Here is a 15,439-nt window from a genome sequence, read left to right on the forward strand (position 1 = left end):
ATGTCTTCGCGTGGCGCAGCTTTGGCTTGCCTGCGCTGCGTGCCTGTTCCAATGAACGGGCATGGCCCTTTCCCCCACCCCCGTGCACCCGCTCCGCCGTTTCCTGGCCTCCGCCGCCGGGGGCGCGCTGGCCCTGCTGCTGGCGTCGCTGCTGGGGCTGGGTCTGGCGAATTCGCCGTGGGCGGACGGGTATGCGGCGCTGGTGACACTGCCGCTGCGGCTGCCCTTCGCGGCCGCGCGGGCGCCGGCGGACTTGGCCGCATGGGTGTCCGACGGGCTGATGACGCTGTTCTTCCTGCTGGTCATCCTTGAAATCCGCAACGACATGGCGTCAGGCCACCTGTCATCCGCACGCCGCATCGCCCTGCCGCTGCTGGGGGCCGTGGGGGGCATGGCCGTGCCCGCCCTGACCTACCTTGCGCTCACATGGGCGCATCCCGACGCCACGCGCGGATGGGCCATTCCCGTGGCGACCGATGCCGCCTTCACCCTGCCGGTCATCCTTGCGCTGGGCACGCGCGTCGCACCGGCGGCGCGGGCATGGCTGATGGCGCTGGCCATTTTCGATGACCTGCTGGGCATTGTCGTGATCGCCCTGTTCTATGGCGCGCCGCCCTGCTGGCCCGCGCTGGCGGCGGCGGGCGTGCTGACGGCGCTGATGCTGGGGGCGAACCGCGCGGGGGTGCGGACCCTGTGGTGCTACGCCGGTGGCGGCGTGCTGCTGTGGGGGGCGCTGCTGGCGTCGGGACTGCACCCGACGCTGGCGGGGGTGGCGTGCGGGCTGTGCCTGCCCGCGACACCGCACGCCGCGCGGGCCACACCCGCCGGGACGGTGGCCCGCGCCCTGTCGCCCGTCGTGACATGGGGGGTGCTGCCGCTGTTCGGGTTCCTGAACATGGGGGTGGCCCTTCCGCCGCCGTCCGCACTGCTTGCGCCCGTGCCGCTGGGGATCATGGCGGGGCTGGTCATCGGAAAGCCGGTGGGCGTGTTCGGCACGACCATGCTGTGTGCGGGGCTGAAGGTCGCGCCCCTGCCGGATGGCGCCACGCCACGGATGCTGTGCGGGCTGTCGCTGCTGTGCGGGATCGGGTTCACCATCAGCCTGTTCATCGCCGGGCTGGCCTTTCCCGCCCCCGGCCTGCTGGCCGCGACAAAGGCAGGCATCCTTGCCGGGTCCGCCATCTCGGCCCTTGCCGGGTGGCTGTGGCTGCGCCTTGCCCCCGCGCCACGCTGACACCGCGCGCGTGGGGCCTGCGCGCCGCCTAAGTCACTGAACCGACACATAACGCGGGCCGGATACCGTCGCCACGGGGCCGCCGCCATGCCCCCACCCCGCCACGGATGGCGGTTCACCGGGAAAAATTCGGTACGTATGCGCAAAGAAATATGTTGCATACGGATTCCGGAATCAGCATAGTTGACTGGACAACAGAACAAGTTGACGGGACACTTCATGACGACGCTTCCGCTCTACCGGCAGATCGCAAACCGCCTCAGGGAGGAAGTGGCCGCGTGCAAGCCCAGCGAACGGCTGACCAGCGAAACCGCGCTGGCCGCAAGCTGGGGCGTCAGCCGCTTCACCGTCGCCAAGGCGGTGGAGGAACTGGTGGCCGAAGGGCTGGTGGTGCGCAGGCAGGGGGCAGGCACGTTCGTCGCCAGCACGCCGCTTCGCAAACAGCCCGGCATACTCATGAGCTTTACCGAAGCGGTGGGGGCCGCGGGCCGCGTCGCCTCGCACGAACTCCTGTCGTTCGAGCAGTGGCCCGGAAAGGCCACCCCCCCGTTCGAGGTGGAGGGCGAGGCCGTCGTCATGGACCGCCTGCGCTGTGTCGATGGCACGCCGGTGGCGCGCCACAATTCCGTCGTGCCGCAGGATGTGGTCGAACGCACCGGCCTTACGAAAGATATATGCGCGCGCACGGATTTTTCATTCTACCGCTTCCTTGCGGAACGCGGCTGCCCCGTCGCCAGCGCCACGGAACGGCTGAACGCCCGCATGGCGACACCCGATGAATGCACGATCCTGGCCCTGTCACCCGACAGCGTGGTGATCGTGGTCTACCGACAGTCATTTGACGCCGAGGGACGCGTCCTCGACATGGTCGAGGCGGTCTATGACGCGCGTCGTTATTATTACGAAACGAAATTGGTCCGGGCCACGGCCCGGGACCCTGCGATAGGTCTGTCCGATGACGGAACGGTACACACGCCGCCCGGTACTGGCGGCCCTGGCCTTGACCTTGGCCACGGCGATCCCCCACCACGGCGCAGGCGCGCACGCCGCCGGCGCGAATGACGCCCCGGCGGTCCTGGTCGTTGGCCAGGGCGGCCTGGGGGACCAGTCCTATAACGACCTTGGCGTTGCGGGATTCCGGCGCGGCCTGCGCCTGAACAACCTGCCGGGCCGGGTGGTGGAGACGGCCTCCGTCGTGGCCGAAGGCGCGGACATCCTGCAACAGGCCGCCACGTCGGGCGCGGGCCTGGTGGTGGACCTCGAATATTCGCACGGCCCGGTCATGCAGGATGTGGCGCCGCTGTTCCCGCGCTGCCATTTCGTCATCCTCAACCAGGTCGTGACGGGCGCGAACATCACCTCCATCATGTTCGAGGAGCACGAGGGCTCCTACCTTGCCGGCGTGCTGGCCGCGCAGGTGATGCGCGACGGCCATGCGCCGGGCCTGCGCGCGCACCGTGCGCTGGGCGTGATCGGGGGCACGCGTTCGGTCGGGATCGACAAGTTCATTGCCGGGTTCATCCAGGGCGCGCGCAGCGTGGCCCCGGACATCGCGGTGCGCGTCGCCTATGCCGACAGCTTCAACGACCCGGCCAAGGGCCTGCAGATGGCCGACGTGATGTACAATGGCGGCGTGGGCATCATCTATGCCGTGGCGGGCGTGACCAGCGTGGGCGTGATCCACGCGGCGCAGGACAGCGGCCTGTACGCCATCGGCGTGGACCAGGACGAGGACGCGCTGGCGCCGGGCCATGTACTGACCAGTATGCTCAAGCATACCGATGTCGCGATCGAACGTATCATCCAGACCTACCATGACGGCGCAATCGCGAACCTTCCTGTCCTGCACATGGGATTGTCCGAAGGGGGTGTGGGCCTGTCGCCCATGGCATACACCCGCGCGCTGGTCCCGCCCTCCGCCCTTGCGGCGGTGGAGGCCGCGCGCCGCGACATCATCGCGGGCCTGGTGAAGGTGTGGAACGTCGCGACCGAAGGATACCCGGAGTTCATGCGATGAGTACACCCCCGCCACGCATCGCCTTTTGCGGCATCACCCGCGCCTTTGGCAGCCATGTCGCCAATGATGACATTTCCATCGCCATCGCGCGCGGTTCGGTCCATGCCTTCCTTGGCGGCAACGGTGCCGGGAAAAGCACGCTGATGCGCATGCTCCAGGGGCTGGAACGCCCCGATGGCGGCCAGATCCTGCTCGATGGCGCACCCGTCAGCCTGTCGGGCGCGCATGACGCCATCGCGCGCGGCATCGGCATGGTGCACCAGGAATTCAGCACCATCCCCGAACTTTCCCTGCTCGACAACCTGATCCTGGGCCATGAACCACGCGCGCGCCTTGGCCGGGTGGACCGCGCCCGCGCCCTGCACGAGGCCGAGGCCCTGGCGGCGATGGCGGGGATGGAGGTGGACTGGTCCATGCCCACCGCGCACGCGCCGCTGCATGTCCGCCAGGGGGTGGAAATCCTGCGCGTGCTGTATCGCGGGGCCGATGTCCTGATCCTTGACGAACCCAGCGCCGTGCTGCCGCGCGAACAGATTGCGGGGCTGCTGCGCCTGATGCGCCGCCTGCGTGACGAGGGACGGACCCTGATCTTCATCAGCCACAAGCTGGACGAGGTGATGGCCGTGGCCGACCGCGCCAGCATCCTGCGCGATGGCCGCCATGTCGCGACGCTGGAGCGCGCGGACATGAGCCACGACGCCCTTGTCCGCCACATGACGGGCAGGCCCCCCGTGCCCGCGCGTGTGCCGGGGGCGCAGCGTGGGGAGGTCGTGCTGTCGGTGCGTGACCTGTCGCTGCGCGACCGGCGTGGGACGCGGCGGGTGGACGGCCTGTCGTTCGACCTGCATGCGGGGGAGATCCTTGGCCTTGGCGGCGTGCCGGGCGCGGGACAAGACGAGGTGCTGCGCTGTGTCGCGGGCCTGTGCCCGTGCGATGGCGGGCAGATCGCGCTGCGTGGCCGCGCGGTGGAGCGGCTTTCGACACGGGCGCGGCGTCGCGCGGGCATCGGCTACCTCAGCGCCGAACGCGCGGGCGAGAGCCTGTGCCTTGACGCCAGCCTGCGTGACAACGTGGTCGCCGGGCGGCACGACGCCATGCCGTTTGCCGCATGGGGCCTGCGACGCGATGCGGCGATCACGGGGCATACGCGCGCGCTGCTGGACCGTTTTGGCGTGCGCCGCGCGACCGACCTGCTGGCGTCGGGGCGGCTGTCGGGTGGCAACCAGCAGCGCGTGGCCATGGCGCGCGAACTCGACGCGCGGCCCTGCGTGCTGCTGGTGGCGCAGCCGACGCGCGGCGTGGACCTGGAGGGGATCGACGTCATCCACCACCGGATCGTGGAATTCGCGGCCGCCGGCGGGGCCGTGCTGCTGGTGTCGGAGGAAGAGGACGAACTGCGCACCCTGTCCACCCGCCTTCTGGCGCTGGGGGCGGTGGTCACGGATGGCGGCATCGGGGGGCACGCGTGATGGAGGTCCACCCGCAGGCGGCATTGCCGCACACGCCCCGCCGCGACCTGCTGCGTGGCCTTGGCGCCCGCCTTGCGCCGCATGCCTTCCCGGTGGTGGGCGCGCTGGTGTGCGCGGGATGCGTCCTCGCACTGTGCGGGTTCAACCCGTTCATGGTGGGCGCGCTGATCGTGCGTGCGGGCATGGGCGACATGGCGGCGCTGGCGCAGACGCTCAACGCCACCACGCCGCTGGTCCTGACGGGGGTCGCCACGGCCATTTCCTTTCGCAGCGGCATCTTCAACACCGGGGTGGAGGGATGTTTTGTACTGGGCGGTCTGGCGGCGGCGGTGATCGCGCCGTCCTGCGCGGGGCTGCCGCATGTGCTGGCCGTTGCCGTGCCCGCCTGTGGCGGCATCGCGGCCGGGGCGGCGTGGATGGCGCTGTCGGCGGCACTGGTGGTGGGGCTGGGGCTGGATGATGTCGTCGCGACGCTGATGCTCAATTTCGTCGCCCTCGACCTTGCGGCGTGGCTGGTGGAATATTTCTTCCTCGCGCCCGGCGCGGCCAATTCCGCCACCGCCATGATCCCGCAGGCCAGCCACATGCCCGACATCGTCGCGCACGGGCTGAACCTTTCCTTTGCCGTCGCGCTGGTGGTGGCGGTGGGCTACGGGCTGTGGTGCCGCCATACGGTGCTGGGATACGCCACGCGCATCGTCGGCATGAACCGCCGCTTCGCCACCGCCTGCGGGTTCGACGTGCGGCGCGTGCTGGTGTCGGCCATGCTGCTCAGCGGGGCGGTGGGCGGGCTGGCGGGCGGGCTGCACACGCTGGGCAATGTCCACCGCTATGTCGCGGGGTTTTCGGCGGAATACGGCTTCCTTGGCCTGACGGTCGCGATCCTTGGGGCGAACCGCGCGCCGGGCATCATCGCGGCGGCGGCGCTGCTGGGGCTGCTGGTGGTGTCGGGCATCGGCATCCAGCTGATTTCCGCCGTGCCGGAAGAAGTCACCCAACTGCTGGAGGCGACGCTGATCATCTTCGCCTCCGCCCGGTGGCGGCGCCATGGGGGGACGGGACGATGAGCGTGCCGACCTTCATCGGTGACTGCCTGTCACAGACGACGCCGCTGCTGCTGGCCGCGCTGGGCGGGGCGTTCAGCCGCCGCGCGGGGCTGGTGAACGTGGGGCTGGATGCGTTCATCCTGCTGGGCGCGCTGGTGGCGGCGGTCGTGGCGCGGGCCACGGGGTCGGCCATGGCCGGGCTGGTGCTGGCGGCGGCGGCGGGAAGTGCCGGCGCATGCCTGATGGCGGCGGTGGTGTCCGTGCTGCGCACCAATCCCATCGTCACCGGCCTTGGCTTCAACCTGCTGTCGCATGCCTTCTGCCGCCTGGTGGTCAAGGCCGCGTTCGGCGTGTCGGGCCTGCTGATGGTGGCCCCGGCAGCCCGCCTCGCCCCGCTGCCGCTGCCCGTGCCGCTGCACCTCGACATCCTCGCCTTCGCGGCATGGGGGTGCGTGTTCGCGATGGACTGGTTCTTCCGCCACCACTGGCTGGGCCTGCACCTGCGCGCGGCGGGCGCGGCCCCGGCCATGGCGCGCGCGGTGGGCATTTCCGCACGCCGGATGCTGTTTGCCGGCATGGCCGTGGCCGGCGCGCTGTGCGGGCTTGGCGGGGCGGACCTTTCGCTGGGCATCGTCGGCGCCTTCAGCGACGACATCTCCGCCGGGCGGGGATACGTGGCGCTGGCGGCCTTTTACGTGGGGCGTGACCATCCGTGGCCCACCGCCCTTGTCTGCCTTGTGCTGGGCGTGGCCGCGCATCTGGCGACCGATGCGCAGGTGATCGGGCTGCCGGTCTCCATCGCCCAGGCTTTTCCCTATGTCGCGGTGCTGGTCCTGATGTGCCTGCAGCAGGTCCGCGCACGCCGCATGAATGGAGGTTTCGCGTCATGACGTCCCGATCCCGGACAGCGCTGGTGCTGGTCGATGTCATCAATTCGTTCTTCGATCCCGAAGAACCCAACTGCTACCCCGCGGCGGGGCAGGTGCTCGCGCCGATCGCGACCCTGCTGGCGGCGGCGCGCGCGTCGGGCACGCTGGTGGTCCACGCGGTGGAGCGCCACCGCCCCGACCTGCATGATTTCGAGTGGGGGAAGCTGCCGGTCCACCATATCGAGGGGTCGGACGCCTGCGGCTTCGTCGCGGGCTTTGAACCCCTGCCGGGCGAGCCCGTGGTGGCCAAGCGCCGCTACAGCGCGTTCTTCGCCACCGACATGGCGCTGATGCTGCATGAACAGGGGATCGGGCGGCTGGTCATCGTGGGGGTGAAGACCAACTGCTGCATCCGCGCGACGGTGCAGGACGCGTTCGCCAACGGGTTCGAACCGATTGTCGTGCGCGAGGCGACCAATTCCAACCGCCCCCACCTGGCCGAGGCGTCGCTGGAGGATATCGAACGCTATTTCGGCAGGGTCGTCCCGCTTGAGGACGGGGTCATGGCCCTGTCATGAGCGGCGTTGCGATCCTTGGCTATGCCAGCATGGACCATGTGCTGGCGCTGGAGGGGCCGCCCGCGCTGGGCCGCACGACGCACGTCACGCGCCGCGACGCGGCCGCGTGGGGGCGTCCGGGGGGCGCGCCGTATTTCGTCGCCCGCGCCATGGCCGCCGCCGGCGTGCCCCACCCCGCGCCCGTCAGCTGGATCGGCGATGACGCGGACGGCACGGCCTATCGCGCGGCGGTGGCGCGCTGTGGCGCGGATGACCGCGGGCTTGCGGTCATTGCGGGCGGGCGCACGCCGCTGACGATGATGGTGTACGACCCCACGGGCGAATGCATGTGCCTGTATGACGCGCTGGAACATGATGCGCGCGCGCCCATCGTGACCCCGGCGCAGGCGGACCTGATCGCCACGGCGCGGTGCGTGTGCCTGACGGTGGCGCCGGCGCAGGCCACGCGCGCCGCACTGGCGCTGTGCGCGGACACGGCGCGCGTGGCGTGGGTGGCCAAGCACGATGTCCGCGCCCTGCCCGATGACCTGCTGCGCGCGGTGGCGGGACGGGCGGACATCATCTTCTTTTCCGAAACCGAAGGCCCGCTGGTGCGCGACGCGCTGGCGGCGGCGGCCCCGCGTGCGGGCCGCATGCTGGTGGAAACCCATGGCCCGCGCGGGGCCGTGCTGGAAACGGCGGACGGGCGCACCGCGCGCCCGCCGGTCGCGGCCCTGCGGGTGGATGACCCGTGCGGGGCGGGCGACACGCTGGCGGGGGGGATGCTGGCGCACCTGCTGGCGCACCCGCACGACCCGCCGGGCGCGCTGGACGCGGGGATCGGCGCCGCATTCGCATTACTGAGATCACGACAGAAAGAAAGCAGGGACGAACCGTTCAATGGCTGAGAACATTCCAGAAAAAAGCGCGTGGTATATCGGCGCGACCCCGCGTGACGTGGGCGATGTCGCGATCCTGATCGGCGATCCCGCGCGCGTGGAGCGCATTGCCACCCACCTTGACGACGTGCACCGCGTGCCGGTCAACCGGGGGCTGCAGACCATCACCGGCACGCGGGCGGGCACGCGCATCACCGCCACCGCATTCGGCATGGGCGCGCCCATCGCCGCCGTCGTGCTGGAGGAACTGCGTGCGCTGGGGGTGCATACCTTCGTGCGCATCGGCACCGCCATGGCCGCCGGCGCGGTGCAGCTGGGCGATTTCGTGCTGGCCGAAGCCGCGCTGCGGCGCGAGGGCACGTCCGACAGCTATGCCCCGCCCGGATACCCGGCGGTGTCGGACACGACGCTCAATGCCGCCATCACCGATACCCTGCACGCGCAGTCCACGCGCCGCCACCATACCGGCGTGTTCGCCAGCTATGACGGGTTCTATTCCCAGATGTTCGCCCTGCCGGGATCGCGCAGCCGCGTGCGCGAGGAGCTGCTTGACGATATCGCGCGCTTTGGCCTGATCGCGGCCGACATGGAAACCTCCGCCCTGCTGGTGGCGGGGCGGATGCTGGGCGCGCGCACCTCCAGCCTGTGCGTCGCGACCGTCGATCCCGTCAGCCAGGAGAAGCTCGACGCCGGGCGCATGGCTGCGGCGGAACATGACCTGTTCGAGGCGGCGATCAACGCGCTGTGCCATCCCACGCTCAAGGAAACACGATAATGACCGATATCATCGAGGAATATTTCGACGTCCTGATCGCGCGCCTGGGCCGTGTGCGCGACACGCAGGCCGAGAACATCCGCGCGGCGGCGAAGCTGTGCGCGCGCAGCATCGCGCGCGACAAGCTGGTCTTCACCTTCGGCACCGGCCATGGCGCCCTGCCCGCGATCGAGACGTTCCCGCGCACCGGCACGGTGGCGGGTTTCCGCCCCATCGTCGAAAGCAGCATGATCTCCTTCCACCATGTGCTGGGCGACCAGGGCGCGCGGCAGTACCGCTTCATCCATGCGGTGGAAGGCTATGGCAAGGCGATCCTGTCGGCGCATCACCTCGATGCGGAAGACACGCTGATCCTGTTTTCACATTCGGGCATCAATGCCGTCATCCTCGACATGGCGCTGCAGGCGAAGGCGCTGGGCATGAAGGTCATCGCGGTGACGTCGCTGCCGCATTCCTCCACCACCGCGTCGCGCCATTCCAGCGGGCAGCGCCTGTTCGAGGTCGCGGACGTGGTGATCGACACCGGCGTGCCAAAGGCCGACGCCAGCCTGAAGATCGCGGGGCTGGAGGCGCCGGTGGGGGCCAGTTCGACCTCCATCACCATCGCGATCGCGCATGCCATCGTGTCCGCCACGGCGCAGGAACTCGTGGCGCAGGGGATCACCCCGCGCGTCATGATCAACCCGAACACGGAACACAAGGAAGCCGCGAACCGCCACAACGACGAAAATTACGCCGATATGTGGCGTCGCCTGCGCGCACGCTGAACAGGACGGGCATCATCATGGACATCACCGACAACACACGCCCCCTGTTCATCGGCGGGCAATGGGTCGCGCCGCAGGGCGGTACGTACCGACCGGTCATCGACCCGGCGACGGGACAGGCGATCGGCCGGACGGCCATTGCCGATGGCGTGGACGTGGAACACGCGGTGGCTGCGGCGCACGCGGCCTTTCCCGCATGGTCACGCGCCATGCCCGATGCGCGCGCGGCCATCATGCGGCGCGCGGCAGACCTGATCGAACAGCGCGTCGACCACATCGCCACCGCCCTGACGCGCGAACAGGGCAAGCCGGTTCCCGATTCGCGCAAGGAGATCCTGTTTGGCGCCGAGGTCCTGCGCTATTACGCGGAGGAAGGGCGGCGCATGGGCGGCACGCTGCGCCCGTCGGTGCGGCCCGACATCCGCAGCATCGTCTCCTCCGGTCCGGTGGGCGTGGTTGCGGCCATTGTCCCATGGAACTATCCCGTGGACCTGTATGCATGGAAAATCGCCCCGGCGCTAGCCGCCGGATGCACCATGGTGGTCAAGCCGCCCCCCGAAACCCCGTTCGCCATCGCCGCCGTCATCGACTGCCTGACCGAGGCGGGGCTGCCGGCGGGGGTGCTCAACGACATTCCGGGCGACGGGCCGGATGTGGGGGCCGCGCTGTCGGCGCATCCGGGCATCAGCCTGATTTCCGCCACCGCGTCGGTCCCGGCGGGGCAGGCGATCATGCGCGCGGCGGCAGGCAACCTAAAGCGCGTGGCGCTGGAACTGGGCGGGCAGTGCCCGTTCGTGGTGCTTGACGACGCGGATATCGAGGACGCGGCCGCCGCCGCCGCACGGCGCAGTTTTTCCAACATGGGGCAGATCTGCATCGCGGTGAACCGCATCCTGGTCGCGCGCAGCGTGCAGGACCGCTTTGTCGAGGCGCTGGTGGCCATCACGTCGGCCATCCGTCCGGGGCCGGGCATCGAACCCGGCGTCACCTATGGCCCGGTGATGAACGACAGCGTGCGCGAACGCGCGGACCTGCATGTGCGCGACGCCGTGGACCGGGGGGCAAGGCTGCTGTGCGGGGGGCATGCGCTGCATGACGGCGTGCCCGAAGGCGGGTTCTATTACAGTCCCGCCGTCCTGACGGACGTGCCGGCCGACGCGCTGGCGATGACGCACGAGACGTTCGGCCCGGTCGCGGCCATCCATGCGTTCGACACCGATGCGCAGGCGCTGTCGCTGGCCAATGCCCTGCCCTTTGGCCTGGCGGCCTATGTCTACAGCCGCGACCTGGAGCGGGCATGGGGCCTGGCCGATCATATCGAGGCCGGGGGCATCGGCATCAATGTCAATGACGTCAGCGAACTCCAGGCCCCCTTTGGCGGCTGGAAGATGAGCGGGCACGGGCGCGAACTCGGCCCCGAGGGGCTGGCGCTGTACCGCGAGAGCCGACACATCCGCATGCGGGTCCGCCCGCCTGCCCTCCCGCCCGGATAGGCGGGGGACGTGCGCCTTTAACGCGCTCTTTTTGTTGCGTTATCGTAATGTTTTAACATCTCACGCAAGGGGACCAAGTCATGCGTTCGAAGTATCTGCTGTTTGTCTCTCTCTTTGCCTTCCTGCCCCTTGATACCGTCCTGGCGCAGGATCGCCCCAATTCGCCCACGCCCGACCCGCGCCTGCACGCCAACAAGGCCAAGCCCACGGGCGGCGGCACGGCCACGAAAAAAGCCACGCAGCAGCCACCGCAGGTCATGGAGAACATCAACGTCACGTCCAACGCGGCCGCCACCAACGGCGTCACCGGCGCGGGCGTTGGCGCGGGCCTGATCCGCAGGGAGACCGCCCCGCGTTCGGTCAGCACCGTTTCGGCCAACTACATCCAGAAACAGACCCCCGGCACCAGCGCGCTGCAACTGATCAAGATGCTGCCGGGCGCGAATGTGGGCGGGTCGGACCCGATCGGCCTGTCGGACCAGTCCACGCTGTCGATCCGCGGGTTGGGACAGGATGAGATCGGTTACGTGATGGAGGGCATCCCCCTCAATGACAGTGGCATCTACATCCAGGATGCGTCCGAATGGGCGGATTCCGAAAACATGAGTTCGATTTCCGTGGCACAGGGCGCGCCCGGCCTGACGGACCCGGTCTATACCTCCGCCGGGGGCGTGATGACGGTGGGCATCCGCAACCCGTCGAACAAGTTCGGCATCTTCACCGACGCCGCCTATGGCACCTATACCACCAACCGCGAGTTCATCCGCCTCGATACCGGGGAGCTTGGCCATACCGGGGTCAAGGCGTTCGTCTCCTTCTCCGCCGCGAGCAGCCAGAACTCCCACGGGCCGGGGTGGAACCACCGCCGCCATGTGGATTTCAAGCTGCAGAAGGAATGGGGCGACAACAGCATATCCCTGTTCGGGTCGTATAACAGCCGCGATGTCGCCTATTACATGGAACCGACCATGTCGCAATGGAACGCGCTGCATTATTCGGCCAACTATGCCGGCAGCTATACGCCGGGCAAGACGAATTACTGGAAGAACTATATCGGCGGGTGGAACGATTTCATGATCAGCGCGCCGATCAGGCTGGCGCTGACGGACCACCTGCATTTCACCAGCACGCCGTATTTCTACTGGGGCAGCGGCTATTACCCCGGCGGCACCATGGTGAACGAGACGGGGAATTACATCGGCACGCAGTACCATCCCGAAAGCCTCAACCTGCCGGGGGCGATCAACAACCAGGTCAACGCGCTGGGGCAGTACCTGGAACAGGAATACACCTATGGCATCAACAGCGCGCTGCATTACGACATCGGACGACACAAGATCACGCTGGGATACTGGTATGATTACCAGAGCAACGCCGTGCAGATGCCCTTCGCCGCGCTGAATTCACGCGGGGAGGCCCGCAACGCCATGGGCGGCTACAGCATCACCTACCCCGACGGGCAACTGCTGCTGGCGGGCAACAACTTCACCGGCACGCAGATCAACGGCATCTATGTCGGGGACAAGGTCTCGCTCGACCATGACCGGCTGCAGATCAGCGCGGGCTTCCGCGAGATGATGATCTCGCGCAAGGGCGACAACTACCTGCCGGGGCCGCAGTCGCATGTGGGGGAAAACACGTCACAGCCGCTGCCGCAGTTCTCGCTGAGCTACCGGCCGAGCCCGTACCACCAGATCTTCGTCTCCGCCAGCGGCAATTTCCGCCCGCCCTCGACCTCCAACCTGTTCAACAACTACAGCATCACCACCGGCGCGATCACCAGCATCCCGAACACGAAGCTGAAGGATGAATATTCGATCCAGGAGGAAATCGGATACCGGTATCAAAAGGACATCGTCGCGTCGGTCACGTTCTTCAACTACAACTTCACCAACCGGCAGATTTCGACCATCATCCCCGAAAATGGCGCGCTGGTCAGTTCGTACATCAATGCGGGCGGGCAGACGTCGCGCGGCTTTGACGCGGAAATCGGCACGAAACCGTACCATCATTTCAGCCCCTATGCCTCGGTCGAGTACCTGCACGCCACGACCGACAGCAACATCGCCGTGGGCGGGGACTACCTGCATACCGCGGGCAAGACCGCCATCCGCAGCCCGCAGTGGCAGGCCGCCGTCGGGCTGTCCTATGACGACGGGATGTTCTTTGCCAACGGGAACATGAAATATGTCGGCAGCCAGTATTCGACCTTCATGGATGACGAGAAGATGCCAAGCTACATCACCGGCGACCTTGCGCTGGGTGTGCGGCTGAAGAAGGTGTGGGTGGCGAAGGCGCCTGAATTCCGCCTGAACTTCATCAATATCGGCAACACGAAATACCTGTCGGGCATCGCGGGCGCCGCCCTGAACGCCAAGAGCTATACCGGCATGCGCGGGACCCAGATCTCCGGCTCCTCCGCTTCGTATTTCGTCGGTGCGGGCTTTGCGATGATGGGGAGCTTCCAGACCGCCTTCTGAAACATGTCCTGACCGTCCGGAAGCGTCACGGGGACCGGCCCCACACCGGGGCCCCGTGATCGGGACGTCATAACACAGCGCCACCACGCATACCATGTCCACCGCCCTTCCCTGCCCCCCACCTGGCGCGTGCGCCAGCGCAGGGAGGGGATCGGGATCGACTTCATCGACAATGGCATGGATTCTGGTGGTCAGTCCGCCACGGGATCGGCCGATGGCCTGATCCGCGCCCTTTTTTTATCCGCTCCCACCAGCCATCGCCCTGGCCATAGCGTCGCATGCGCACTCCCCCCGTTCCAGAAACGGAAAGGAAACATCACCGATCAAACGGGAGTACGCGCGGCATGATCCTCCCGCTTAACAGACGTACGGCGGGGTCTGGGCGGCGGCATGCGTCGCCTGCGCGTCACATTCGCGGCCGTAGGATTCCGCGCGGGAGATTTCCATATGCACATCCGGCAGGCGCGCCATCAGCGTGCTGCCGGTATGGTCGATACTGTCCATGGTGCGCCCGGCGTAACAGGACTGCGCCCATGCTTCCATCAGGGCGGTGCCTGCCATGTCATTCTCTGTGGCAAGGTCCGTCAGGTCCGTCCCGATCGCCTCGCGCGCCTCCGTGGTGGGCCTGATGTTCCGTTCCATGACCGAACGCCCCGCCGCGTCAAGCCACAGGGCGGCAAGGGATTCGACCTCATTGCGCCACGACAGCAACATCTCGTGCAGTTCCTCAAGGCGTTCGTGCGCGTCACGCGCATGGCCGTGAAGGACCTCCAGGCTGGAGGTCGGCGTTACGTTATCGCGGTCGATGCTGAACATCGTCGGGCCTCCTCGACCTTACAGGGTTCGGGTGTCAAATTTCTGCATCAGCGCCGCCTTGTCCATCAGGCGGTCATCCGCGCGCGTCGCGTCGTGCGCATTGTCCCCGGCGCGGGCGCGGATGCTGTGGAACTGCTCCGTGCCGATATCGACATGATTGCGCCCGACCTGGGCCTGACGGGCGCAGGCATCGGCATGTTCGCGCATCACGTCAAGCAGGCGGTCCATTTCCTGCACCAGGGGATAGATGTCCCTGGCGGTGCGTATGACGTCATTCGCGCTCGCCACGGCCTGGCGCCCGACACGGACGGCATGCCCCGCAATAGAGACCGCGTGAATCCCCCGATTGCGGCAGTCGGTGCAGATGTTTTCACGCGCCTGCGCATGGCCCAGCGCCTGATGCGCGCCGTTCAGTGCGCATTCGGCGCCGAACACCTCGGTCTGGGCATGTTCCAGTTGGGATTGCGCGGCATATACCGCATTGGCATAGGACGCGCAGTTGGGATAGACGATGTGTCCCTGGTTATCATAGCTGACATCCGCCTCACAACTCGCCAGAGCGGACTGCGCGCTCGACAGCGCGGACTGGGCGCTCCCCGCCCGGTTCTGCGCCATCATCAACCGCCCCGATGCGGCGGAGACAGCGGCCTGCGCGTTGGTGCGCTCGATGATGGCCATGCTCAGTTGGCCTTCCCAGTGGTGCAGCACGCTATTGGCCTCGCATTCCACCTGCCTGGCGCGCGCCTCTCGACTGCTGGCGGCGCTGTGGGCGGACTGCGCCGCCGCATGGACGGCGTCCAGTTCGCTGCGCCAGTACTGCACGCGCTGCATCGCCTCATGCAGGGCCTCGCCCGTGGCCTGCGCGCGCGCGATGGCGTCCGACGCCTCCTCCATCAGCAGGGCCTGCACGGTGCCAAAGACCGCCACGGCATCGACCAGCGCGCGCTGCGGGTCGTAATGACGGTCTTTCGTCTCCTCCATCAGGCCGACCACGGCAGCCGGTTCGATCATGTCCAT

At 68.0% G+C, this 15,439-nt stretch carries 14 protein-coding genes and 1 pseudogene; 12 read left to right on the plus strand and 3 right to left on the minus strand.

Annotated features, from left to right (window positions below):
• Positions 1–61: 61 nt before the first annotated feature.
• From nhaA to KMAL_RS03780, 12 genes are all read left to right on the plus strand, one after another.
• A complete protein-coding gene (gene nhaA, locus KMAL_RS03725; RefSeq protein ID WP_110094421.1) occupies positions 62–1,234 on the plus strand; it encodes a Na+/H+ antiporter NhaA in 1,173 nt (390 codons plus the stop codon).
• A 219-nt stretch (positions 1,235–1,453) separates the two neighbouring features.
• The gene (locus KMAL_RS03730; RefSeq protein ID WP_110094422.1) at positions 1,454–2,296 is read left to right on the plus strand and encodes a GntR family transcriptional regulator; all 843 of its coding nucleotides are present in this window, start codon (positions 1,454–1,456) and stop codon (positions 2,294–2,296) included.
• Complete coding sequence (locus KMAL_RS03735; RefSeq protein ID WP_110094423.1) at positions 2,190–3,251, plus strand: BMP family lipoprotein; 1,062 nt, start codon at positions 2,190–2,192, stop codon at positions 3,249–3,251. Before KMAL_RS03730 ends, KMAL_RS03735 begins: the two co-directional genes overlap by 107 nt.
• Positions 3,248–4,720, plus strand: a complete 1,473-nt coding sequence (locus KMAL_RS03740) for an ABC transporter ATP-binding protein (RefSeq protein WP_110094424.1) — start codon at positions 3,248–3,250, stop codon at positions 4,718–4,720. Before KMAL_RS03735 ends, KMAL_RS03740 begins: the two co-directional genes overlap by 4 nt.
• Entirely contained in the window at positions 4,720–5,787 is a 1,068-nt protein-coding gene (locus KMAL_RS03745) for an ABC transporter permease (RefSeq protein WP_110094425.1), read from the plus strand. The genes KMAL_RS03740 and KMAL_RS03745 overlap by 1 nt, the downstream gene beginning before the upstream one ends.
• Positions 5,784–6,656, plus strand: a complete 873-nt coding sequence (locus KMAL_RS03750) for an ABC transporter permease subunit (RefSeq protein WP_110094426.1) — start codon at positions 5,784–5,786, stop codon at positions 6,654–6,656. The genes KMAL_RS03745 and KMAL_RS03750 overlap by 4 nt, the downstream gene beginning before the upstream one ends.
• Positions 6,653–7,213 carry a cysteine hydrolase family protein gene (locus KMAL_RS03755; protein WP_110094427.1) on the plus strand — a complete coding sequence of 187 codons (561 nt, stop codon included), beginning with the start codon at positions 6,653–6,655 and terminating at the stop codon, positions 7,211–7,213. Before KMAL_RS03750 ends, KMAL_RS03755 begins: the two co-directional genes overlap by 4 nt.
• Positions 7,210–8,100, plus strand: a complete 891-nt coding sequence (locus KMAL_RS03760) for a carbohydrate kinase family protein (RefSeq protein WP_110094428.1) — start codon at positions 7,210–7,212, stop codon at positions 8,098–8,100. The genes KMAL_RS03755 and KMAL_RS03760 overlap by 4 nt, the downstream gene beginning before the upstream one ends.
• Positions 8,093–8,866, plus strand: a complete 774-nt coding sequence (locus KMAL_RS03765; RefSeq protein ID WP_110094429.1) for a nucleoside phosphorylase — start codon at positions 8,093–8,095, stop codon at positions 8,864–8,866. Before KMAL_RS03760 ends, KMAL_RS03765 begins: the two co-directional genes overlap by 8 nt.
• On the plus strand, positions 8,866–9,633 hold the full coding sequence (locus tag KMAL_RS03770; protein ID WP_110094430.1) for a sugar isomerase domain-containing protein: 768 nt from the start codon (positions 8,866–8,868) through the stop codon (positions 9,631–9,633). The genes KMAL_RS03765 and KMAL_RS03770 overlap by 1 nt, the downstream gene beginning before the upstream one ends.
• A 17-nt stretch (positions 9,634–9,650) precedes the next feature.
• Entirely contained in the window at positions 9,651–11,126 is a 1,476-nt protein-coding gene (locus tag KMAL_RS03775) for an aldehyde dehydrogenase family protein (RefSeq protein WP_110094489.1), read from the plus strand.
• Positions 11,127–11,206: 80 nt separating this feature from the next.
• Complete coding sequence (locus tag KMAL_RS03780; protein WP_110094431.1) at positions 11,207–13,606, plus strand: TonB-dependent receptor; 2,400 nt, start codon at positions 11,207–11,209, stop codon at positions 13,604–13,606.
• A 120-nt stretch (positions 13,607–13,726) separates the two neighbouring features.
• Here the strand turns inward: KMAL_RS03780 and KMAL_RS17510 are convergent.
• The 3 genes and pseudogenes from KMAL_RS17510 to KMAL_RS03790 form a co-directional block, all read right to left on the minus strand.
• Positions 13,727–13,843 (minus strand): annotated as a pseudogene (locus KMAL_RS17510) (IS5/IS1182 family transposase); the annotation flags it as partial.
• Between the two features lie 120 nt (positions 13,844–13,963).
• Entirely contained in the window at positions 13,964–14,422 is a 459-nt protein-coding gene (locus tag KMAL_RS03785) for a hypothetical protein (protein WP_110094432.1), read from the minus strand.
• Positions 14,423–14,440: 18 nt separating this feature from the next.
• Positions 14,441–15,439: a hypothetical protein gene (locus KMAL_RS03790; RefSeq protein ID WP_110094433.1), complete on the minus strand. Its 999-nt coding sequence runs from the start codon at positions 15,437–15,439 to the stop codon at positions 14,441–14,443.

The organism is Novacetimonas maltaceti, assembly GCF_002906255.1.
GTDB lineage: Bacteria > Pseudomonadota > Alphaproteobacteria > Acetobacterales > Acetobacteraceae > Novacetimonas > Novacetimonas maltaceti.